This is a genomic window from Listeria welshimeri serovar 6b str. SLCC5334 (assembly GCF_000060285.1).
Taxonomy (GTDB): Bacteria; Bacillota; Bacilli; order Lactobacillales; family Listeriaceae; genus Listeria; species Listeria welshimeri.
Genome location: NC_008555.1, coordinates 2,002,712 through 2,024,582 on the forward strand (window position 1 = coordinate 2,002,712; position 21,871 = coordinate 2,024,582).

Consider the following 21,871-nt stretch of genomic DNA (forward strand, 5'->3'; position numbering starts at 1 on the left):
TTAATCTTCCGGAATTTCGAATTTGTACCCAAGACCCCATACCGTTACAATCATTCTAGCGGCGTCTTCGGATACATCATGTAATTTTTCACGAAGACGTTTTACGTGAGTATCAATTGTACGCAAATCACCAAAGAATTCATAACGCCACACTTCTTTTAAAAGTGATTCGCGGTCGAATACTTTATCCGGTGATTTAGCTAGATAATAAAGTAAATCATATTCTTTCGGTGTTAATCCGATTTCTTTTCCATCTACAATAACACGATGAGCCTCGTTATCAATTTTTAAATGTGGGAATGTGATGATATCTCCCGGCGTTCCTCCAGTTGCTTCTTCTGAGGATTGTTTGGCACGACGAAGAACCGCTTTAACACGAAGCACTACTTCTCTAGGACTAAATGGTTTAACAATATAGTCATCCGCACCCACTTCAAAACCTTGTACTCGGTTAGCTTCTTCCCCTTTTGCTGTCAGCATTACTACTGGTGTGGATTTATATTCTCTAAGTTCACGACATACTTCAATTCCGTCTTTGCCGGGCATCATTAAATCAAGTAGGATTACTTCATAATTATTGTTCAGTGCCATGTTTAATGCTTGGTCTCCATCACTAGCTTCTTCAATTCGATAGTTTTCTCTTTCAAGATACATCTTAAGAAGACGGCGTATACGGTCCTCATCATCAACAACAAGCACTCTAACTTGTTCACTCATAAGTACTCATCCCCTAACTCTCATTTACATTCATACTTCCCATTTAAATTTAAACGAATAAATAAATGGAATTTCTCGTACCCACATACGAAAAAGCCATACAATTTCCTATACCAAAATTCCTACGTTTTAAATTATACATGTTTTTCACAAAACACGCTATTAGAAAGTATATTTTGTATTGAATAGTTACTTTTTGTTCTTACCAAATCTCGCTTCTGTTTTTAATTGTTTTACTTCATGATGTGATAATTCGCGACGTTCCCCTGCATTTAAACCACGTAAATTTAAGAATGAATATTCTTCACGCGATAATTTTTGCACTTCAAAACCAACGGCTTCGAACATTTTACGCACTTGACGATTTCGACCTTCATGAATCGTGATTTCTACAATAGCTTTATTTTTTGCTTTATCAGAGGAGCGTACTTTTACTTTTGCTGGTGCAGTTTTGCGACCATCAATTACTACTCCACGTTCTAATTCACGAATAACTTCGCGTTCTGGAATTCCTTTTATACGAGCAATGTATGTTTTTGAAACTTCATTTTTTGGATGCATAAGTAAGTTGGCAAAATCACCGTCATTCGTCATTAATAATAAGCCAGATGTATCATAATCTAGTCTTCCAACTGGATAAAGTCTTTCTGGAATATCAGTAAAATAATCTGCTACAGTTGTACGACCTTTATCATCCGTGACAGCTGATACCGTGCCTCTTGGTTTGTAAAAAAGGAAATAGCGATGTTCTTCTTTTGTAAGCTGAATTCCTTCAACTTCAATTCGTTCTGTTCCACTTACTTTAACGCCTAATTCAGTAACTACTTTACCATTCACTGTTACTTTACCTTCTTGAATAAGCTTCTCTGCTTTTCTTCTAGATGTAATACCTGCATTCGCAATCACTTTTTGTAAACGTTCCATTCTTATTCCTCCTCCTGTTCTTTACTTTGGTTAAACCGGTCAAAAAACAGGTCCATTTCATTTTGATCTGGGTCGTCTGCTTCTGGGTCAGCAAGCTTTGGTAAATCCTCTAAAGAATTAAGTCCAAAAGCATCTAAAAACTCACTTGTAGTAACGTAAAGCTTTGCTCGTCCCGCTCCGTCAACGCGACCTTTATCAGTAACTAGTCCTTTTGCAACAAGCGTTCTAATTGGTCCGTCTGTTTGAACCCCGCGAACCTCATCCACTTCCATTCTTGTTACAGGTTGACGATACGCGATAATGGCTAAAGTTTCGAGTGATGCTTGTGATAAAACCGTATTGCTCGGAACTTCCACTAATTTACGTAAGTATTCTGCATGTGCTTTTTTCGTAGCTAATTGAAATGTGCCAGCAAGCTCTAATAAAATAAGGCCTCTATCCGCATTTCCGTTATATCGTTCACTTAAAAGTTCTAATAAATTGAGTGCTTCAATATGCGTGATTTCCATGACTTCCGTTAATTGTTCCGTTGAAAGACCTGCATCCCCCGCCGCAAAAAGCAAACTTTCTAGTATACCAAATTGTTCTTCTCTGTTCACGATAGTTCTTCCCCTTTACCTTGCACATATAAATCCGCAAAACTTTCCGATTGCTCCACTTCGACTAATTTTCGTTTCATTAATTCCAGCAAAGCTAAAAACGTAACGACAAGCTGCTCTTTTGTCTGTTCCTCAAACAATTCATCAAAACGCAAACGGTGATTTTTTTGTTGGTTAAGTTTTCCAAGCACCGAATTCATTCTATCATCAATCGAAATTTCTTGAGTTGTAATTCTAGTATGCAACGGTTTATTTAATTTTTTTCGTCGTAGCATTTTGTTAAAAGCACTTAACATATCATTTAACGATACATCCAGTTCCGCTACTTTTGTCCCATCATCATATTCAGCCAAATCCATTGGTGGCTTACTGAAATAAAAGCTTCGTTCAGCCTCTTTTTCTTTTAATTCTTTTGCGGCTTCTTTAAAGCGTTTATATTCCATTAGCTTTTCAACTAACGCATCACGTGGATCTTCTTCCTCTTCTAGTGTATCATAATCAATTTCAAGTTCTTGTTTTGGAAGAAGCATTTTACTTTTAATTGCTAGTAAAGTAGCTGCCATCACTAAATATTCACTTGCAACGTCTAATTCCATTTCTTGCATTGTATGAACAAATTCCATATATTGATCGGTAATTTCAGCCATTGGAATATCATAAATATCCACTTCTAATTGTCCGATTAAATGAAGAAGTAAGTCAAGCGGCCCTTCGAATGCGTCCACTTTAAAATTCATTTCTACCATATTTGTCCCGCCCTACTATAATGAAAGATCATTTTGCACTAAATTTTCATATGTTTCACGGGCAACGATTAATTTATCAACACCGTTTTCCACAAAAACAACTGGTGGTCTTGGTATTCGGTTATAATTACTTGCCATCGCATAACCATACGCTCCTGTACAAAAGACTGCTAGCACTTCGCCCGCATTCGATTTTGGTAGTGGAAGATCCCAAATGAGCATATCACCTGACTCACAACATTTCCCAGCAATTGCCACTGTTTCTTCTGCAACTTTTTCAGGGTTAGCTGCAAGGACCGCATCGTAATGTGCATCGTATAACGCTGGACGGATATTGTCTGACATTCCGCCGTCAACCGCGATATAATTCCGAATTCCCGGTACTTCTTTACGAGAACCTACTTTATATAAAGTTGTTCCTGCTTCACCAACAAGAGAACGCCCTGGTTCAATCCAAATTTCAGGAATAGCAATAGCATTACTGTTTGCCACATCACGCACTTCTTCCATAATTTGACGCACATATTCGCTTGGCTCTAGTGGCTCATCTTCTGCCGTATAACGGACACCAAAACCACCACCAAGATTAAGGACTTTGGAATCAAAGCCAAGTGTGCCGTGCCACTCAACTAATTTATCCATAATGCGACGAGCCGCTAATTTAAAACCAGTTGTTTCAAAAATTTGTGAACCAATATGACAATGAAGTCCAATCAAATCAAAAGAAGCACTCGCATGAAGCACTTGCTTAATTGCTTTTTCAGCTTGACCATTTGTCAGACCAAAGCCAAATTTTGAATCATCCTGTCCAGTTAAAATATAATCATGTGTATGTGCTTCTATACCAGGTGTTACGCGAATTAAAACAGAAGCTTTTTCATTTCTTTCTATTAATATATTTTCTAATAAGTCAATTTCATAATAATTATCAATAACAAAGCAGCCGATACCATAATCAAGTGCCATATGAATTTCTTCTACGCTTTTGTTGTTTCCGTGAAAATGAATTCTTTCAGGAGGAAAATCCGCTTTAATCGCCGTATAAAGTTCTCCGCCCGAAACAACATCGAGTGATAAACCCTCTTCAGCCATTAATTGGTAAATTGCCACCGCAGAAAATGCTTTACTCGCATAAGCAACTTGTGCTTTTACACCTAACTCTTCAAATGTTTTCTTAAATCCTCTTGCTCGGTCACGGATTAGCGCTACATCATAAACGTAAAGAGGCGTACCATATTTTTCAGTAAGCTTTAAAGTGTCCACCCCACCAATTTCGAGATGTCCTTCTGCATTTACATTCATTGTTCCTAGCCGTTCAAACGTCACGCCAATCCCACCTTTACATTATAGATTTTTAAAAGTTCTTTTATATAGTAGCATACTAAGAAGGCGAGCGACAATAACTATCTGAAAATATTATCAAATACATAAAAAACTCAGCCTAAATCCATTATCTTCTTACTCCAGAAAATAACGAACTTGGACTGAGCTTTGCTAACGATTATCTTATGAAATTTTAGCAACAATTGCTTTTACATATTGTAAAAATGTGCTGCGAACTTGCTCTGTTGTTTCAATAACTTCTGTATGAGAAAGTGGTTGGTCCAGAATTCCAGCCGCCATATTGGTAATACAAGAAATACCAAGCACTCGTAGCCCAGCATGATTAGCAATGATTACTTCTGGTACAGTAGACATCCCAACCGCATCTGCTCCAAGTGTGCGCATCATTTGAATTTCAGCAGGGGTTTCATAAGTTGGACCACTGAATCCAGCATAAACACCTTCGCGAATAGTTATATCCAGTTCTTGCGCGATAAGTCTTGCCTCTACACGTAAAGCCAAGTTATAAGCTTCTGACATATCTGGGAAACGCGGACCAAAATGATCATCATTTGCTCCAATAAGTGGGCTCGTTCCAGTAAAGTTGATATGATCAGAAATCAACATTAAATCTCCAGCGGAATATAGTTCATTCACGCCTCCAGCAGCATTCGTAACCACAAGAATTTCTACGCCAAGCTCTTTCATAACACGAACTGGGAACGTAACATCTTGCATAGAATAACCTTCATAAAAATGGAAACGTCCTTGCATTGCAACAACTTCTTTTTCTTCTAGCTCACCAAAAACAAATTGTCCAGCATGTCCTTCTACTGTTGAAACAGGAAAATGAGGAATTTCGCTATAAGAAAGTTTTGTAGGATTCTTTACCTCATCTGCAAGTACACCTAAACCTGATCCAAGAATCAAACCAATTTTTGGTGTTCCAGCATAACTCTCTCTAATTTTTGCAACTGCTTCATTTACTTTTTCTAAACTCATTTTTGTTCCTCCCTTTTCCTATTTCAAGTCTTTTAAGAAACTTTTTCCATATTCAGGCATTTTTACATCAAAATTGTCAGCAACCGTTGCGCCAAGATCAGCGAAAGTTTTGCGCAACTCTAATTCTGAACCGCCATTTTTGAAACGTGGTGAGTATACAAGTAATGGAACAAATTCACGCGTGTGATCAGTACCCGTATAAGTTGGGTCATTTCCATGATCAGCTGTAATAATTAATAGGTCATCCTCTGTCAATTTTTCCATTACTTCTACTAAACGGCCATCAAAATCAACGAGCGCATCCGCATAACCTTGAGGATCACGGCGATGTCCGAAAAGCGCATCAAAATCAACCAGATTAAGGAAACTCATTCCATTAAAATCTTTATCTAATACAGCAATAAATTGATCCATTCCGTCCATGTTTGATTTCGTACGGATAGATTCCGTTACACCTTCCCCATCAAAAATATCTGAAATTTTACCAATTGCAATCACATCTTTACCACCATCTTTTAAAGCATCCATTACAGTTGGTTTAAAAGGTTTTAGCGCATAGTCATGACGGTTTGGTGTTCTAACAAACGCACCTGGTTCCCCGACAAATGGACGTGCAATTATGCGACCAAGCATATAAGGATCATCTAGTGTAATTTCCCGACAAAATTCACAGATCTCGTATAATTCTTCTAAAGGCACCACATCTTCATGAGCCGCAATTTGTAAAACAGAATCAGCCGATGTGTAAACAATTAGGGCGCCAGTTTTCACATGTTCTTCTCCGAGTTCAGCCATGATTTCTGTACCACTTGCAGGTTTATTCCCGATTACTTTTCGACCAGTTTTTTCTTCAATTTGGTTGATTAAATCATCAGGAAATCCATCCGGAAATACGCGGAAAGGTGTATCAATATAAAGTCCCATAATTTCCCAGTGACCCGTCATAGTATCTTTACCATTAGAAGCTTCTTGCATTTTCGTATAGTATGCAAGTGGTTTTTCAGCTTTTTTAATTCCGTCGATTTCGCGGATATTGGATAAACCTAATTTACCCATCTCCGGCATGTTTAAGCCACCAACATGTTTCGCAATATGTCCAAATGTATCTACATCAAAATCACCAAACTTAGCAGCATCTGGTGCTTCTCCAATACCAACTGAATCCATTACAACTACATGTACTCGTTTAAATTTATCTGGCATATTTATTCATCCTTTTCAACTATATTTTTTAAGCGCGCGGGTGAAATTGTTTGTACACATCTTTTAGGCGCAGCTTTGTTACGTGTGTATAAATTTGTGTAGTGGAGATGTCGGCATGGCCAAGAAGTTCTTGTACCGACCTTAAATCAGCCCCATTCTCAAGCAAATGGGTGGCAAATGAATGACGCAAAGTATGCGGTGTAATCGGCTTTTCAATACCTGATTCTTTCGCAATTCCTTTTAAAATCTTCCAGAAACCCTGTCTTGTAAGACCTTGACCATGGTGATTCAAAAAAACAAAATCATTTCGATACTTTGGCCTTCTGAGCTTTGGCCTTGCCTCTTCTAAATATTGCTCCAACACAGTGGTTGCCGTCTTGCCAAGCGGGATAATTCTCTCTTTATCGCCTTTACCAATAGTTTGAATGAAACCCATATGAAGATGCAAATCGTCCATTTTAAGTCTGACAAGTTCTGTTACCCGAAGCCCCGTCGCATATAAAATTTCCATCATTGCTTGATCTCTAAGACCAAGTGGTGTACTTATATCCGAGGAACTTAGCAACTTTTCAACATCATCTAGGTTTAAAACTTTCGGTAAGCTTTGTGCTTGTTTAGGTGTTTCAATTTGGATCATTGGATCATGTGACATTTTTCCGTCATGCATTAAATAATGGAAAAACGATCGCAAGGAAGCAATGTATCGCGCTACGCTTCTTGCTGACTTTCCCTCTTGTCTAGCAAACGCCATAAATCCTACTATGTCACTTCTTTCCAGTATATTTGGATCTGTCAAATTCTTAGAAGTCTCCATATAAGAAACAAAATAGCGTAAATCTCGTTGATATGCTTTGATTGTATTAGCGGATAAGCCTTTCTCTACAATTAAAAAATGTAAAAAATCTTCAATTAAATCATTCATAAGCATTTCCTCCACAAGTCCTATTCTACCATGTTCCACTCCCACTGAAAACGTTTAAGTAATAGAAAAAAACTTGTAATACTTTTCGCGCAATTCAGTCCATCCTTTTAAACATAAAAAAAGTTTGAGATTTATGATCCCAAACTCAGCTATTATTCTTTTTTGATTTTTGTCTGCAATCTGCGCATACTCCTTGGAAAGTTAAACGATGGTCTTTCACGAGAAAATTCCATTTTGATTCAACGATTTTTTCCACATCTTCAAGTAAGTCTTCTTGAATTTCTTCTACAGACCCACATTCCAAACAAACAAGATGATGATGGAAATGTTTAGCTCCCTCTTGTCTCAAATCATAGCGAGATACGCCGTCGCCAAAATTAATTTTATCTACTACACGTAGTTCTGTTAATAACTCTAATGTTCTGTATACAGTTGCAAGGCCAGTGTCAGGCGCAATGTCTTTCACACGCAAGAAAACTTCCTCAGCACTTAAATGATCTTTTTCATTTTCCAGTAAAACGCGAACAGTAGCTTCTCGTTGTGGTGTCAATTTATAACTAGCATCATGAAGTTGTGCTTTAATGCGGCCAATACGACCTTCCATTGTATTTCCTCCCTTGGTTGCTATGACAAGTTGTCGTTCTAAATTATCATCATTATCATTTAACAATAAATACAGTTTATAATAATTATAATTAAAATGCAAGTTCAAAATTCACTTTTCACGTTAAAAATGGCACGTAGTCAATTCCTATTACTTATGTTTACTAAGATATCACAAAAGCAATAGGCTGTCTACAATGATTATCAATTACTGTACAATTTCTCGTTATTAATAATAATTATTATTTAGCTTTAGCAAGAAGGAACAAGAAATATGGTGCACCGATGATTGCCACAACAATGCCTGCAAATATTTCAGAAGGTTGGATAATCAAACGGCCTATCGTATCAGCAAGTAATAATAATAGCCCCCCAGAAAGGGCTGCCGTAATCATTACCCAGCGATGCGATGAACCAACTAATTTTCTAGCAATGTGGGGGCCAATCAGACCAATAAAGGCAATTCCACCACTAACGGAGACACAAGCTGCTGCCAGACCAACAGCTACTATTAATAGAACAAATTTTTCACGTTCTACTCGAACCCCAAGTCCTGTCGCTACTTGGTCGCCAAATGAGAGTACATCAAGTGTTTTTACTTTCATAAAAGCAATCGCTCCTAAAATTAGTAACCACGGTAAAAGCGCAAATACATATTGCCAACTGGATGCCCAAATATTTCCAGCCATCCATTCAGCATAACGTTGATAATTTTGCGGATCCAGTCGAACAGTAAGTAAAGTAATTAAAGCCGCAATCGCTGCAGCAACTGCAATACCTGTTAGTAGCAATCGATTAGGAAGTAACCCTTCACTTCTACTATAAGATAGGCCATACACCACAAACGCAGTTAAAATCGCTCCTATAAATCCAATCAACGGCATAAATAAAACCGGCACATCCATTGTAGATGGAAAGAAGGAAATATAAAGCATGACTGCCAAACCAGCTCCGTTGTTTATTCCCAAAATACCAGGGTCAGCTAGCCCATTGCCAGAAATCCCTTGCAAAATCGTCCCTGAAATCGCAAGCCCTGCGCCCACTAAAAGCGCAATGACAATGCGTGGTAATCGAAATTCAGTCACAATCAGTTGTGTCCCTGCATCTGCCATCCCAAAGAAAGATTTAATTACTTCTAAAAAAGGCAATTTCGAATAACCAGCATTAACACTATATGTAAATGTACAAATAATGAGCACACTTAAAATTATTAAAGTCCATATACGTCGCGACCTTTTCTGCTTTTCCGCAATAGTCATATACATTATAAGTTCCTCCTTTCTTTACGAGCTACATATAAGAAGAAAGGAACACCAATTAACGCAAAAATAACACTGATTGGCGTTTCATATGGTGGATTAATCGTCCTTGCAACAATATCTGCTGCTAAAGTCAAAAATGCCCCAACAACAGCCGAACAAGGAATAATCCAGCGATAATCTACCCCAACCAAAAATCGTACTAAATGTGGCACAATTAAACCAATAAAACCAACCGGCCCAACAACCGATACCGCCAGTCCAGCTAAAATTAAAACGACCACCATAGAAGCTATTTTAACAAAAGTCGTTTTTTCACCTAATCCAACTGCAATATCGTCCCCTAAACTTAAAATCGTAATCGATTTACTTAACAAAATCGCCGCAATCAGTGCTCCAAGTAACCATGGCCACATCGCTGCAAGCTGGCTCCATTTTACTCCAGCAACACCACCAGCATACCAAAATGCTAAATCTTGACTTAGCTGAAAATAGATAGCGAGCCCTTCACTAAGTGCAGTGAGAAGCGAACTTACTGCCGCACCAGCAAGTACTAAGCGTGTTGGCGACATCGCACTCCCAGCAATCGAACTCACACCAAATACCAAGAATGCTCCAATCGCTGCACCAACAAAAGAAAATAAAATCAAATAGTTATAACTAAGCCATGGCATAAACGCAAAACAAATCGCTACCATAAAAGTTGACCCAGCATTCAATCCAAGTAAGCCTGAATCAGCCAGTGGATTTCTTGTAATTCCCTGCATAATTGCTCCAGCTACCGCAAAAGCAGCCCCAATAGCCATATCTGCAATAACTCGAGGAACACGTAAACTCCGGATAATCTGATGCTCCGTATCCGTACTATTATAATGAAAAAGTGCATCCCAAACTGTACTTAAATTAATATCGGCCGCTCCAACCGCAATTCCGAACAACGCAAGAATGAGAAGCAGTAAAATCCCGCCCGATAGTATAAATTTAGCAACAGTCGGTCTAGTATTCATTTTTATCTGTTTTGACTTAACCATCTGCACATGTTCCTTCCATCTAAATTATCCGCTCAAATCAAGTGATAATAATTATCAATCGCAAGGAAAATTATATCAATATCATTCACTAAGCGCAATCTTTAGTTGGATTCAAGTAACTTCTCTACGATAATATCCAACTGCCCTTCTACCGCTAACGGATCATAGTAAAACATTGTATCAAAGTCCATTTGGTACACTTTCCCTGCTTTAAAAGTGGGTAAGTTTTTCCAAATCGGTGAGTTAGTTAAATCTTTTAATGTTTTCTCACCATCTTTTGCTTCACCTGAAGAAGTATTCGTTACGAACATTCTATCCGCTGCAAAATCAGGTAAAACTTCAAGTGAAATTTTTTGCCAATCTTGTCCATCCAGAACATCTTTTTGGATTTTCGTTGGTGCTTTTAGTTGTAAAGCATTATAAATCGCTTGACCACCGCGTCCCATATTTTGTCCCATCACATAAAAATCTTTATCTTGTACTTCATAAATTCCCACTGTTTCATTTGGATCTAATTTTTCTGCTAATTTCGCTCTGCTGTCTTTGGCTTTTTGATGGAATTTATCCAACCACTCTTCTCCAGCTTTCTTTTCACCTACTAAATCTGCAATTTGGCGTACATCTTCTTCCACATTTTTAGAAGTCGCATAAGGAATCAAGACAGTAGGAGCAATTTTAGACATTTTTTCAAACTCATCTTCATTAGAAACAACAATTAAATCAGGCTTTAATTCAGCAACTTTTTCCACTGAAACTGGATCGCCAATATCTGCAATTCCATCCACTTTTCCTTTTAAAAATGGATTTTCCATTTGTTTTGCTCTAGCACCAACTGGTTTCATTCCAAGTAATACTATATTTCCTAAGTATTCCGACGCTACAATCCGTTTTGGATGAGCAGGAATTTCTACTTTCTTCCCATTCGCCATTGTATATGTACGCATCTCGACTTTATCACTTCCAGCCGATTTGTTATCCCCACAAGCAGTCAAAACTATGGTTGTTAAAAGCATTAATACGAGTAACATGATACCCTTTTTCAAACGAATCCCTCCTGTAATTGATAATAATTCTCAGTTAGTATAGCAACTTTCCTCATAAAGTGCAAATCATCACTTGCATCTTTGCTATAAAAACTCTATACTTAACCATTGAGAATGATTATCACCTTAACTTTAAATTGGAGCGATGAAAATGAAAGACCTTCATACAGAAAACTTACAAATTTCATACGACAAACGAATCATTGTTGATGGTTTAGATATAGCCATTCCAGCTAATAAGATAACCGCCTTAGTTGGCGCAAACGGTTCTGGGAAATCGACTATTTTAAAAACGATGTCCCGCTTAATGAAACCTAGTAAAGGTGCTGTTTATTTGGACGGTAAAACGATTCATAATGAACCAACAAGAGAAGTTGCCAAACAATTAGCTATTTTGCCACAAAATCCTTCTGCACCTGATGGTTTGACGGTATTTGAATTAATTTCGTATGGTCGTTCTCCTCATCAAAGTAGTTTTAAATCCATCACTGCAAAAGATCGGGAAATCATTTTCTGGTCATTACGTGTCACTAATTTAACAGAATTTGCCGATCGACCAATTGATAGTTTATCAGGTGGACAACGCCAACGAGCTTGGATTGCAATGTCGCTGGCTCAAGAAACAGACGTTTTATTCCTTGATGAACCAACGACTTTTTTAGATATGACCCATCAACTAGATGTGCTTAATTTATTGAAACAATTAAACCAATCAGAAAACCGTACTATCGTTATGGTTGTTCATGATTTAAATCACGCCTCTCGTTACGCACACCATATGATTGCTATTAAAGAAGGAAAAGTAGTTGCTGAAGGTTCACCAGCTAATGTAATGACCGAACAAACATTAGAAGATGTTTTTAATATCAAAGCAGATATTTTGATTGATCCACGCAGCGGCGTCCCTCTTTGTCTCCCGTACGAAACTTGTAATGGATGCGAAATTGTAAAGGAGCTTGATTCCATTGCCAAATGAAGTATATGATGTCACCATTATTGGCGGCGGTCCAATTGGACTTTTTTCCGCATTTTATAGTGGCCTACGTTCAATGAAAACTAAAATAATTGATGCGGAACCAGCTGTTGGTGGCAAAGTCCGTTACTTTTTTCCCGAAAAAATTATTCGCGACATTGGTGGTATTCCAGCTATTACTGGTGAAAATCTTGTTGCAAATTTAAAAGAACAAGCCGAGACGTTCCATCCAACTATTGTTTGTAATGAGCGTGTAGTGGATGTGACTAGATTAACGGATGGTACTTTTCAATTAATCACTCATAATGGTTCCATCCATTTTTCTAAAACAATTGTTATCGCAACAGGTAGTGGAACTTTTGAAGTAAATAAACTGGAAGCATTACATGTGGAGGATTTTCCACTAGCGATTCATTACGATGTGAAAAATATCGAGCAATTTCGAGATAAAGTTGTTGCCGTTTCCGGTGGAGGAAATTCAGCTATTGACTGGGCCCAAACACTTGAGCCAATCGCTAAACAAGTACATCTTATTTATCGCGGAGAAGATTTTAAAGCACATGAAGAAAGCGTTCGTGAACTTAAAAACTCTCGCGTCAAAATTCATATTCACCATGAAATCCATGAATTATTTGGAACGAACAACCAGCTAGCTGAAATAAGTGTTATTTGCAATCAAACACAAGCTACTAAAACTATTGAAACAGAAGCACTCTTCATTAATCATGGAGTGAAAGTAGATCTTGGAACGATGGCTGAGTGGGGATTCGAACAAGCTGATTTTGGTATCGTTGTAGATGATGAAATGAAAACGACTGTCCCTGGCATTTTTGCTTGTGGAGATAGCGCCACATATCCTCGAAAACTTCGCATTATTGCAGCTGGATTACATGAAGGGCCGATTGCGATTAATAGCGCAAAAAAATATTTAGAACCAACTGCTGCTGATGAAGCAATGATCAGCACTCACCACGAAAGCTTTATTGGTTAAAAAAAGGATTTGGGCTCACTCGCCCAAATCCTTTTTTTCATCACATATACCAAATTCAACAATTCGCATCATTTCCGTAAATTCATTCGCAAGCGGAATAAAGTCATCCATCGTCGCATCTGGATGATGTTGTAAATAAATCGTGCTTTTCTCTGTAATATATTGAAAGAGAGCCGCCATCACTTTATGTGTCGCATCCATATTTACACCTTTTTTTAACTTCATTTCACTTAAAACTTGATTCATTTGCGCTTTTGATTGCTCTATTGCTTTATCAAAAAAGCCATCTAATTTACCTTTTAATTCCGTTGGTGGGTTACCATAAGCTTGCATAATCAAGCCAAATACTGCTGGATATTTACGATTAAAATCCAGTTTCATCTTCGTGGACCAAATCGCCATCTCAACAAAATCTGCCCAGGGTTCTCTTTCCAAACTTACTTCATTCGCTGCAAAATCAATCGCATAACTCACAGCTGCAATATAAAGTTTTTCTTTAGAACCAAAATAGTGAAAGATAAGCCCTTTAGACACTTCAGCTTTCGCGCAAATTTTATTCGTACTAGCCGCTTGATAACCTTTTTCCGTAAATTCTTCCATCGCTGCATCTAAAATTTTTACTCGTTTTTCATCCATTACACTTTCAAATCCTTTTTGTTATAAAGAATAAAAGTGGCCGCTACCATAACGATAATCACGCTACAAGAAATCATCACATTTGTTCCAGAGATTCCTTTATCCATAATTTCTGAAGGAATCGCGTAATTGATTGGGGAAAAGTATTTGAAAAAATCCACCTTATCATTCAAACCAGCCATAATCCCTAAAATATATGTTAAAAAAACGAGCGCAAGTGCGACTGGAGAGGCTTGCTTTGCTGATCGAAGCACTGCAGAAATCATAAAACCAACGCTCATAAATACGACAGCCACGATTAACTCGCTAGAAAACACCCGTCCAAGCTCCATCACTAAATTGCCACTACTTACCCCACTTGGCTTCAAGAAAAGAACAAGGATTACAGATGCAATAAATGTAATTGCCCAAAAAGCTACAAACGATAACAAATTTCCAATCATTTTCCAAAAAACAAGACTAGTTCTAGTAATCGGCTGGGCATATAAAAACTCAATTGTACCATCTGTTTCTTCTTTTATTAAGGCTTGCGCACCTATTAACGCCGCATAAACACATGCCGCAATAAATATATATTGAAAAACATAAGCAAAATAAGCATCAATATTTGTTAAATCCGCCATTGAATCCATATGCAAAATTTTCATCATATCTTGCGGAAGAGCATTCATTTTCGTATTGACCAAGTCTTGCATCCCACTACTCTGCATACTAGGGAAGAAAGCCATGAAAACACCTAAAATCACTATCACTACAGCAGACCAAACGACTAAACTTTTTATCCGCGTTTTCCACTCAATGTGTAAGATATTCACTTGATTTCTCCCCCTTCATATAGCGTCATAAATTTATCTTCTAATTCTTGATTCGTAATCGTTAAATCAGTAATTTCTTTTTCTTGTAACAAAGGCAAAATCGTTTTAATGTCTTCATCAAAAATAAGGCGTGCTTTCCCGTTTTCCTTTTCAATAATTCTTGCACCTGCGTTCGTCAATTTTTCTAGAGGCAGATGGCTTCCTTTTAGTACAATTACTTTACCTGTCATTTGTTGATTAGCGATATCTTCCACAGCAATAATATTTCCACTACGAATAAATGCAGCTCTTGTGCAATATTCCTGAACTTCCCGTAAATTATGACTAGAGAGGAAAATGGTCATCCCTGCTTTGTTTTTCTCTGTCATTTCTTTAAATAGATGATGTTGCATTAAAGGATCTAATCCATTGGTCGGTTCATCCAAAATGAGTAGATGTGGTTCGGTTATTAGCCCAGCTACCACAGCCACTTTTTTCTTATTTCCAAGTGACATTTCGCCAAAGCGTTTTTTAGGATCAATCGAAAACATTTCAAAATATCTATTCATTTTTTGAGTCGCATTTTCAATATGATGGAAACTCGCAGCATAATGGATAATATCATTAGCTGTCATTTGTGGATAATAGCGCACTTCACTTGGTACATATCCGACCATTTTTTTAATTTCAGCTGAATCTTTGACAACATCTTTTCCAAATACGGTTGCCCTTCCACTAGTTGCAAAAATAAAATTCAGCAAGACTTTGATCGTTGTTGATTTCCCCGCTCCATTTGGCCCAATAAAACCATATAATTCCCCTTCATTTACAGACAAATTCACATTTTCAATTGCTCGCTTTTTATGATAATTTTTTGTGAGCGACTCCACTTTAATTGCTTCCATGTTCTCTCCTCCGCACTCATATTGACCACTAAGTCAACTTGAGTATATCACTTTTGACCAGGTAGTCAATCAATAACCACACTATATTTTTTACAGTTCTAAATCTCACTTCACATAGGAGCAACTAAAATCAGTAAAAGCAATTAAATTCCTATTTTCCATACGTTTTTAGACTCAGAAATACAACTTTCAGCCAGTTATTACTAATTTCACTAAGCGCCCTATCCTGCATAGGATAATCCTATTTCTGGTGCCATAATATATTTTGGGGGTCGCTAGCACTTTCAACAAGAAGGAGCATTTTTTATGGACCAGTCAGCATAAAAAAAATAACCACTCATAAACTTCGGACGCTTTAGTGGTTATTTTTATAACATATTAAATTGGCTGTCAACTTAAATGGGCTTATATTTCAAAGTCATGTTACCACATGGCTCTCTATTATTAGCTAATTCCAGTCTTTTTTCCAAGTTTTAACAAATAAAAGTTCTACATTATTTAAATGTTTTCTTCTATTAAAAGCTGTAATTTCCAATACTGCATCGCATACATTGTTTTAGCATCAAGAATAAGTTGTTGCTCGATTAATTGATTTGCTTCTTCTGGAGTTACTTTTACTAAATTAATAAATTCATCAGCATCCTGGGCTAGCGGTTGCTCGATTTTCCGAAGATCTTTCGCTACATAAATATGTAAAAGTTCATCAGCAAATCCAGGTGATGTATAAAAAGAAGTTAAATAAGTTAAATCATCTGACTGAAAACCAGTCTCTTCTTCTAATTCGCGTTTTGCGGTTATAAGAGGATCTTCTCCTTGCTCGATTTTACCAGCGGGTATTTCAATAATGGTTTTTTCTAGCGGTTTTCGAAATTGTTCTACTAAATACATTGCTCCATCCGCTGAAAAAGGAATGATTGCAACGGCTCCTGGATGTTTAACAATTTCGCGCTTGCTTTGTTCTCCATTTGGCAACTCTACATCATCTACTTGCAACTGAATAATATTACCACTAAAAATCTTTTCTGTGTGCAGTGTTTTTTCGTTTAAAGAATCCACCTATGTCACCTACTTCTCGTTTTTTTTCATTATAACATAACTAAGTCCGAGTTTAATTTACATCGCACGACTGATAACATCTATTTTCTAATTATGGTATGATAAGAACAAATAAAGGGCATTTTCTAAAATAGAATAAATCATGCAACTTGCCTAGATTTCACTTACAAAATATACTTAAATGGTAGGTTATTTTCCACCAAACTTTATTTTTAGAAAAATATACAATAAGAAAAGCGGACCTTTTAAATAGGTACTTAAAGGAGAAGATGTATAATGACCGTTTTTAAAAAGATATTAGCATTCACAGGTTCTATTTTACTTGTCATTATTTTGGGTGGTATTCTAACTTCACTTATCCAAAGTGGCTTGGTAATTGCAACAATAGTTATCGCAGTTGCAGCTATCCTATTTTTCTTTTCATCTAAAGCTGGGGACCGAGCGCAAATGATTGCCACCGGATTAACCAAGAAAGAATATAAATATATTCGTACTAACTTAGAAGAAGCTCGCGTGAAAATCATTCGTCTTCAAAAAATCATGACACAAAACAAAGCATTATATTCTTTCCAAGAACGTAATAAAACACTTCTACTTACCAAAAGAATTTACGGTATTGTAAAAGATGAACCAAAACGTTTTTATGAAGCAGAAGATTTCTTTTTCTCCCATCTTGATTCGTTGGTAGAACTAACTGAAAAATATGCTTTCTTAGAAAAACAACCAGTAAAAGATAAGAAAATTTATCAAACACTTTCTGACACACGCACGCTTTTAAATGATTTAAGCCGCGTGATTGAAAAGGATTTATTCACACTTTTAAATCAAGATGTAAACAATCTCGATTTTGAATTAGAAGTAGCAAAAAACTCCATTTCTAAACAGAAAAAGAAATTTGAAAGGGGTACAAAAGATGACCGAGAACAAGCCAAGTGAAGAAACCAATGAATTAAAAGATTTAGTTGTTGAAAAAGAGTTTAACCAAACATTAGATGACCTACTTGCTAACCCTTTTGGATCAGACGGCGAAACTGCTGCAAATATCGTCAATAGTGAAACAGATGCGGCTCCCCGTTTAGTAGATATGCTTACCGAAACAAATAAGAAACAAGCTTTAGAACTGTCTAAACAGATCGAACCAGGAAATCAATCAGCCATTCTTGGTTACGGAGCCCCTGCTCAAGCTAAACTTCATGATTTTTCACATTCCATGTTAGCACATGTGCAAAAACAAGATGTCGGTCCAATTGGCGATATTATTAGTGATTTAATGTATCGTTTACAAGAAGCTGACCCTGATGAACTAGCAGCTCGTAACAAAAATGTCTTTACAAAAATGTTCCACCGAGTAAAACAATCTATCAATGAAATTACTTCTAAATATCAAAAAATTGGTACCCAAATTGACCGCATCGCGTTGAAACTGGAACACTCCAAAAAGCGTTTAATGGAAGATAACTCTTTCCTTGAACAGCTTTATGATAAAAATAAAGATTACTTCCAAGCATTAAATATTTACATTGCTGCCGGAGAATTAAAGTTAGAAGAAATTAATACAAAAATGCTCCCAGAACTTCGCAAAAAAGCTGAACAAACTGGCGATCAAATGGATTATCAAGAAGTAAATGACTTAACTCAATTTGCGGATCGTCTTGATAAACGTGTTTATGATTTACGATTAAGCCGTCAAATTACTATCCAACAAGCGCCACAAATACGATTAATCCAAAACACAAACCAAGCACTTGCTGAAAAAATCCAGTCTTCCATTATGACTGCTATCCCACTTTGGAAAAACCAAGTGGCCATTGCGCTCACCTTGCTTCGTCAACAACAAGCCGTGGCAGCTCAGCGTCAAGTTTCTGAAACGACCAATGAACTTCTAAAACGAAACGCCGATATGTTGAAAACAAATGCAATCGAGACCGCGCGTGAAAATGAAAGAGGTATTGTGGATATCGAAACACTTAAAGAAACCCAATCTAGCTTGATTGAAACCTTACAAGAAACACTTAAAATCCAACAAGAAGGCCGTGCTAAACGCGCCGTAGCTGAAAAAGAACTTGTTACAATGGAACAAGAACTTAAAGACCGTTTACTAGAGATGAAATAAAAAGGCTGGCGCCAAATGGGCGCTAGCCTTTTTTTATAAACCTTCTAATCGTAAATTTTCAAAATAAACAGGTTTTAGATTAGTTACTGTAAGTCCAATTAACCGAATACTATCTTGTCCAGTGTAGCTTTCTCTTAAAAGAAGCGCCGCAGCTTGATAAATCTGATTAGCATCATTGGTATATTCGTTCAAAGTAAGACGTTTTGTAATAGTTGTGAAGTCACTATAGCGTAGTTTTAAAACTACTGTCTTGCCGTGCTTTTGTAACTTAATGAGCCGCGCTTCTACTTTTTTGGCGAACTGCATAAGACTTTGTTCAAGTATTCGACTATCCAACACATTAAATTCAAAAGTGGTTTCTTTTCCGACTGATTTGCGATCACGATGCGGATTCACAATGTTGTTAGAGCGACCACGAACATGCCGATATAAATGATAGCCATGTTTGTGTAATTCGCGAATAAGGTCCCACTCACTCCACTTCTTCAAATCTGCTCCTGTTTCAATCCCAAGCCGATGTAATTTCTCAGCTGTTACTTTTCCTACCCCATAAAATTTTGTCACTGGAATTTGTTCTAAAAATGCTTCTGCTTCTTCTGGGGCAACTACTGTCATTCCTGCAGGTTTTTTAAAGTCAGAAGCAATTTTGGCAATGAATTTATTGAAGGATACACCGGCAGAAGCGGTTAAGCCAAGTTCATGATAAATAGTCTGTTGGATATCACGTGCAACCATTGTGGCGGATTTCATTCCTTTTTTATTTTCAGTCACATCTAGATAAGCTTCATCTAAAGAAAGAGGTTCGATAATATCCGTATATCTGGAAAAGATTTCGCGGATTTGATTAGAAACTTCGACATAGTGAGCCATATTACCATGAATAAAAATGCCATTTGGACAGAGTTTAGCGGCTTGGCGAGTTGGCATAGCTGAATGCACTCCGAATTTTCGCGCCTCATAAGAACAGGTTGCAACAACCCCGCGCTTATTAGGATCTCCTCCAATAATAAGTGGTTTCCCACGAAACTCAGGATGATCACGTTGTTCTACAGAGGCATAAAAAGCGTCCATATCAATATGAATAATTTTTCTACTCGTATCCATAACAGCACCCCTCACCAAAAATCGAACAAACGTTCTTAATCAATTATATACCCTCACCTAAATAATTACAAGAAAAAAATACCCCTAGTTACAAGGTATTTACTTCTTTATTATTTTTTTAAAAACGCGCCTTTTCCGAAAAATTCTATGACTTGAGGCATAACTTGATAAAGCCGTGTCGCGATATTCATTACAAAAGGTAAATTGATTTCGCGACGTTTCGTTCCCATAATTTCCACTGTTTTTCGAGCAACTTTTTCTGGTTGTAAAACTAATTTTCCGACTGTCTCTAAATAGTTACCTGATTTATCTGCCACATCAAAAAAATTTGTAGCAATAGGACCCGGATTGATGGTAGTGACATTAATTTTATCTGGTATCAATTCTAAGCGAAGCGCATTGGAGAAACCAAGTACTGCATATTTCGTTGCAGAATATACGGTTGATTTTGGTGTTGCAATTTTGGCTGCTTGAGAGGCTATGTTAATAATATGGCCTGATTTACGTGCTTGCATTTGCGGTAAGATAAGCTGAGTTAATTGAATTAAACCTAATACATTCGTGTCAAACATTTTTTCAATAGTCTCAAAAGGGATATCTACTGCGTTTTCAAATAAACCAAAACCTGCACAGTTGACTAAAACATCGATTTGATACAATTTATTTATCTCTGCACTAACTTGTTTTACTTGCTCAAAATCTGTCATATCAAGGGTAAAATAAGTAGCCTCTACTGAAAAATTGTTACTTATTTCTTTTTGTAACTCTATTAATTTTTCTGTACTTCTTGCTGTAATGATAACATTAGCACCAGATGCGGCAACTTGTCTTGTGATTTCTGCTCCAAGCCCATTAGAAGCACCTGTAATTAGTACTGTTTTATTCTTTAAAAATGCGTTCATTTGTCACTCTCCTACCTCGAAAACAGCTAAATCATAGGCTATTTCGGTATTTTCAAAAACAGACTTTGCTTCTATTAATAATGCTTTACTTGCATCTCGGTCATATCTGGAACTGATATGAGTTAAAATTAATTTTTTCACATTGGCTTTTTTGGCAAGATTAGCAGCTTGAAGCGTTGTAGAGTGCATGTATTCTCCTGCCATCTTTCCTTTATCGCCTTCAAATGTAGCTTCATGCACTAAAATATCGGCATTTAATGCTAATTCAAGTTCACTTGCAGTTTCTTTTGTATCACCAAAAATACTAATAATTTTTCCTTTTTGCGGCTCACCAATGTAGTTCTTACCATCAACTACTCGACCATCCTCTAATTCAACAACTTCGCCATTTTTTAGCTTTTGGAAAATAGGTCCTGCTTCGATACCCTCAGCTTTTAATTTTTCTGCATTGAGTGCCCCTTGTTTATCTTTTTCAACAATCCGGTAACCAAAACTCCGAACACCGTGTTCTAAATCATCTGCAATAACAGAAAACATCTTATCTTCAAAAATTAAACCTGGCTCAATTTCATTAAAAATAATTTTATATGTAAGTCTAGTTCCACTTAATCTTAAAGAAGTTTCTACATATTCGGCAATTCCAGCAGGTCCATATATTGTGATTGTAGAGTCGCCACCTTGAAATGAACGGCTACTTAATAAACCTGGTAAGCCAAAAATATGGTCGCCATGCATATGTGTAATGAATATTTTTTCTAGTTTACTTAATTTAATTTGACTACGCATGATTTGGTGCTGTGTCGCTTCTCCGCAATCAAATAACCAGATTGTTTTTCGTTCATTGAGCATTGAAAGTGCAATGGATGTGACATTACGGCCTCTTGACGGTACGCCAGCTCCAGTTCCTAAAAAAACAAGTTCCATATTTCGTTTCAGTCCCTTCCCAGTTCGTGTCTTATTTTATCACATTCTTAAACGAACGGGAAATAAACATTTTTGCCTTAAAACCCTTATAATTCAGAAAT

23 protein-coding genes are annotated in these 21,871 nt (G+C 37.0%); 4 read left to right on the top strand and 19 right to left on the bottom strand.

The features are described from left to right. From LWE_RS10045 to LWE_RS10100, 12 genes are all read right to left on the bottom strand, one after another. Nucleotides 1-717, bottom strand: a complete 717-nt coding sequence (locus LWE_RS10045) for a response regulator transcription factor (RefSeq protein WP_011702739.1) — start codon at nucleotides 715-717, stop codon at nucleotides 1-3. Nucleotides 718-906: 189 nt separating this feature from the next. Then, the gene (locus LWE_RS10050) at nucleotides 907-1,641 is read right to left on the bottom strand and encodes a pseudouridine synthase (RefSeq protein ID WP_011702740.1); all 735 of its coding nucleotides are present in this window, start codon (nucleotides 1,639-1,641) and stop codon (nucleotides 907-909) included. Nucleotides 1,642-1,643: 2 nt separating this feature from the next. Next, nucleotides 1,644-2,240, bottom strand: coding sequence for an SMC-Scp complex subunit ScpB (gene scpB, locus LWE_RS10055; protein WP_011702741.1), 597 nt, complete (start codon nucleotides 2,238-2,240; stop codon nucleotides 1,644-1,646). Continuing rightward, a complete protein-coding gene (locus LWE_RS10060; protein WP_011702742.1) occupies nucleotides 2,237-2,986 on the bottom strand; it encodes a segregation/condensation protein A in 750 nt (249 codons plus the stop codon). The genes scpB and LWE_RS10060 overlap by 4 nt, the downstream gene beginning before the upstream one ends. 15 nt (nucleotides 2,987-3,001) lie before the next feature. Then, the gene (gene lysA, locus LWE_RS10065) at nucleotides 3,002-4,312 is read right to left on the bottom strand and encodes a diaminopimelate decarboxylase (protein ID WP_011702743.1); all 1,311 of its coding nucleotides are present in this window, start codon (nucleotides 4,310-4,312) and stop codon (nucleotides 3,002-3,004) included. Nucleotides 4,313-4,492: 180 nt separating this feature from the next. Next, nucleotides 4,493-5,311 (bottom strand): purine-nucleoside phosphorylase, encoded by an 819-nt coding sequence (locus LWE_RS10070; protein WP_011702744.1) that lies wholly within the window; start codon nucleotides 5,309-5,311, stop codon nucleotides 4,493-4,495. Between the two features lie 18 nt (nucleotides 5,312-5,329). After that, a complete protein-coding gene (deoB, locus tag LWE_RS10075; protein WP_011702745.1) occupies nucleotides 5,330-6,514 on the bottom strand; it encodes a phosphopentomutase in 1,185 nt (394 codons plus the stop codon). Nucleotides 6,515-6,542: 28 nt separating this feature from the next. Then, nucleotides 6,543-7,436 carry a site-specific tyrosine recombinase XerD gene (xerD, locus tag LWE_RS10080; protein WP_011702746.1) on the bottom strand — a complete coding sequence of 298 codons (894 nt, stop codon included), beginning with the start codon at nucleotides 7,434-7,436 and terminating at the stop codon, nucleotides 6,543-6,545. A 145-nt stretch (nucleotides 7,437-7,581) separates the two neighbouring features. Next, nucleotides 7,582-8,040 (bottom strand): ferric iron uptake transcriptional regulator, encoded by a 459-nt coding sequence (fur, locus tag LWE_RS10085; protein WP_011702747.1) that lies wholly within the window; start codon nucleotides 8,038-8,040, stop codon nucleotides 7,582-7,584. Nucleotides 8,041-8,281: 241 nt separating this feature from the next. Next, the gene (locus LWE_RS10090) at nucleotides 8,282-9,304 is read right to left on the bottom strand and encodes a FecCD family ABC transporter permease (protein WP_011702748.1); all 1,023 of its coding nucleotides are present in this window, start codon (nucleotides 9,302-9,304) and stop codon (nucleotides 8,282-8,284) included. Further along, nucleotides 9,304-10,329: a FecCD family ABC transporter permease gene (locus tag LWE_RS10095; RefSeq protein ID WP_011702749.1), complete on the bottom strand. Its 1,026-nt coding sequence runs from the start codon at nucleotides 10,327-10,329 to the stop codon at nucleotides 9,304-9,306. The genes LWE_RS10090 and LWE_RS10095 overlap by 1 nt, the downstream gene beginning before the upstream one ends. 101 nt (nucleotides 10,330-10,430) lie before the next feature. Beyond that, on the bottom strand, nucleotides 10,431-11,372 hold the full coding sequence (locus LWE_RS10100) for an iron-hydroxamate ABC transporter substrate-binding protein (protein WP_011702750.1): 942 nt from the start codon (nucleotides 11,370-11,372) through the stop codon (nucleotides 10,431-10,433). Between the two features lie 151 nt (nucleotides 11,373-11,523). On the opposite strand from LWE_RS10100, the gene LWE_RS10105 reads away from it, so the two are divergent. Both LWE_RS10105 and LWE_RS10110 read left to right on the top strand, forming a co-directional pair. Beyond that, a complete protein-coding gene (locus LWE_RS10105) occupies nucleotides 11,524-12,348 on the top strand; it encodes an ABC transporter ATP-binding protein (RefSeq protein WP_011702751.1) in 825 nt (274 codons plus the stop codon). Beyond that, a complete protein-coding gene (locus LWE_RS10110; RefSeq protein WP_011702752.1) occupies nucleotides 12,338-13,336 on the top strand; it encodes an NAD(P)/FAD-dependent oxidoreductase in 999 nt (332 codons plus the stop codon). The genes LWE_RS10105 and LWE_RS10110 overlap by 11 nt, the downstream gene beginning before the upstream one ends. Before the next feature lie 15 nt (nucleotides 13,337-13,351). Here the strand turns inward: LWE_RS10110 and timR are convergent, their stop codons facing one another. From timR to LWE_RS10130, 4 genes are all read right to left on the bottom strand, one after another. Next, nucleotides 13,352-13,972 carry a macrodiolide transporter TimAB transcriptional regulator TimA gene (gene timR, locus LWE_RS10115; protein ID WP_011702753.1) on the bottom strand — a complete coding sequence of 207 codons (621 nt, stop codon included), beginning with the start codon at nucleotides 13,970-13,972 and terminating at the stop codon, nucleotides 13,352-13,354. Further along, entirely contained in the window at nucleotides 13,972-14,787 is an 816-nt protein-coding gene (gene timB / locus LWE_RS10120; protein ID WP_011702754.1) for a macrodiolide ABC transporter permease TimB, read from the bottom strand. Before timB ends, timR begins: the two co-directional genes overlap by 1 nt. After that, nucleotides 14,784-15,671 carry a macrodiolide ABC transporter ATP-binding protein TimA gene (gene timA / locus LWE_RS10125; protein ID WP_011702755.1) on the bottom strand — a complete coding sequence of 296 codons (888 nt, stop codon included), beginning with the start codon at nucleotides 15,669-15,671 and terminating at the stop codon, nucleotides 14,784-14,786. Before timA ends, timB begins: the two co-directional genes overlap by 4 nt. A gap of 498 nt (nucleotides 15,672-16,169) precedes the next feature. Continuing rightward, nucleotides 16,170-16,727, bottom strand: coding sequence for an NUDIX hydrolase (locus tag LWE_RS10130; protein WP_011702756.1), 558 nt, complete (start codon nucleotides 16,725-16,727; stop codon nucleotides 16,170-16,172). A gap of 276 nt (nucleotides 16,728-17,003) precedes the next feature. Here LWE_RS10130 and LWE_RS10135 point away from each other — a divergent pair, with 276 nt between their 5' ends. Both LWE_RS10135 and LWE_RS10140 read left to right on the top strand, forming a co-directional pair. Then, nucleotides 17,004-17,663, top strand: a complete 660-nt coding sequence (locus LWE_RS10135; protein WP_011702757.1) for a 5-bromo-4-chloroindolyl phosphate hydrolysis family protein — start codon at nucleotides 17,004-17,006, stop codon at nucleotides 17,661-17,663. Further along, complete coding sequence (locus LWE_RS10140; RefSeq protein ID WP_011702758.1) at nucleotides 17,641-18,840, top strand: toxic anion resistance protein; 1,200 nt, start codon at nucleotides 17,641-17,643, stop codon at nucleotides 18,838-18,840. The genes LWE_RS10135 and LWE_RS10140 overlap by 23 nt, the downstream gene beginning before the upstream one ends. Nucleotides 18,841-18,873: 33 nt before the next feature. Here LWE_RS10140 and dinB read toward each other — a convergent pair whose 3' ends face one another. The 3 genes from dinB to rnz form a co-directional block, all read right to left on the bottom strand. Then, a complete protein-coding gene (gene dinB, locus LWE_RS10145) occupies nucleotides 18,874-19,944 on the bottom strand; it encodes a DNA polymerase IV (protein WP_011702759.1) in 1,071 nt (356 codons plus the stop codon). 110 nt (nucleotides 19,945-20,054) lie between these two features. Beyond that, nucleotides 20,055-20,846 carry an SDR family NAD(P)-dependent oxidoreductase gene (locus tag LWE_RS10150; protein ID WP_011702760.1) on the bottom strand — a complete coding sequence of 264 codons (792 nt, stop codon included), beginning with the start codon at nucleotides 20,844-20,846 and terminating at the stop codon, nucleotides 20,055-20,057. 3 nt (nucleotides 20,847-20,849) lie between these two features. Further along, a complete protein-coding gene (gene rnz / locus LWE_RS10155) occupies nucleotides 20,850-21,770 on the bottom strand; it encodes a ribonuclease Z (protein ID WP_011702761.1) in 921 nt (306 codons plus the stop codon). Nucleotides 21,771-21,871 lie beyond the last annotated feature (101 nt).